At 73.7% G+C, this 744-nt stretch carries 1 protein-coding gene; it reads left to right on the top strand.

Annotated elements, in window-relative coordinates; translation table 11 throughout:
* On the top strand, positions 1-744 hold a 744-nt coding region (locus tag G3I78_RS46525; RefSeq protein WP_275424924.1), incomplete at both ends, for a lipid II flippase MurJ.

Below are 744 nucleotides of genomic sequence, written 5' to 3'. Positions count from 1 at the left end.
CTCCTCGAGCAGGTCGGCGTCCTGTTCACCACGCGCTTCGCGAGCGAGGCGCCGCGCGCGGCGCTCGCGCAGACGTTCGGGCCCTACCGCGACGACCCCGGGACCCTCGGCGCCGTCACGGGACTCGTCACCGGCGCGCCGGACGCCTTCTCCGGCGCGCTCGCCGTCGCGGGGAACGCGGCCTACACGCAGGCCCTCATGATCTATCTGCTGCCCCACTCGCTCGTGACCGTGTCGATCGCGACGGCGCTCTTCACGGGCATGAGCGCCGCGGCTCACGCGGGCGACCTCGCGCGCGTCCGGCACGACCTCTCGCGCGGCGTGCGCACCGTCGGGGTCTTCACCGTGTTCGCGACCGTCGTCCTGGTCGTCCTCGCCCTGCCGATCACCAAGCTCCTCGTCCCCTCCGTCGACGCCGCGTCCGGCGAGGCCGTCTCCGAGGTGCTGCGGGCCATGGCGCTCGGGCTCGTGCCGCTCGGCGGCATGGTGCTCATGAAGTGGGTCTACTACGCGTTCGAGGACGGCCGGACGGTCTTCTGGATCCAGGTCCCGGGCACGCTCGTGCTCGTCGGCGTGTCGTGGCTCGCGACGCAGGCCCTGGCGCCCCAGCTCTGGGTCGTGGGGATCGGCCTCGCGATGAGCGTGTCCAACCTCGTGGCCGTCGCGCTGCGCACCGTCGGGCTCCGGCGCACGCTGCGCGGGCTCGACGGCGCCCGGATCCTGCGGCTTCACGTCAAGGCCGGC

The sequence above is a fragment of the Streptomyces sp. SID13726 genome (assembly GCF_010548375.1).
Classification (GTDB): Bacteria; Actinomycetota; Actinomycetes; order Streptomycetales; family Streptomycetaceae; genus Streptomyces.
Note: the sequence above shows the minus strand (reverse complement) of the source record. Positions and strands in the feature narration are given on the sequence as shown.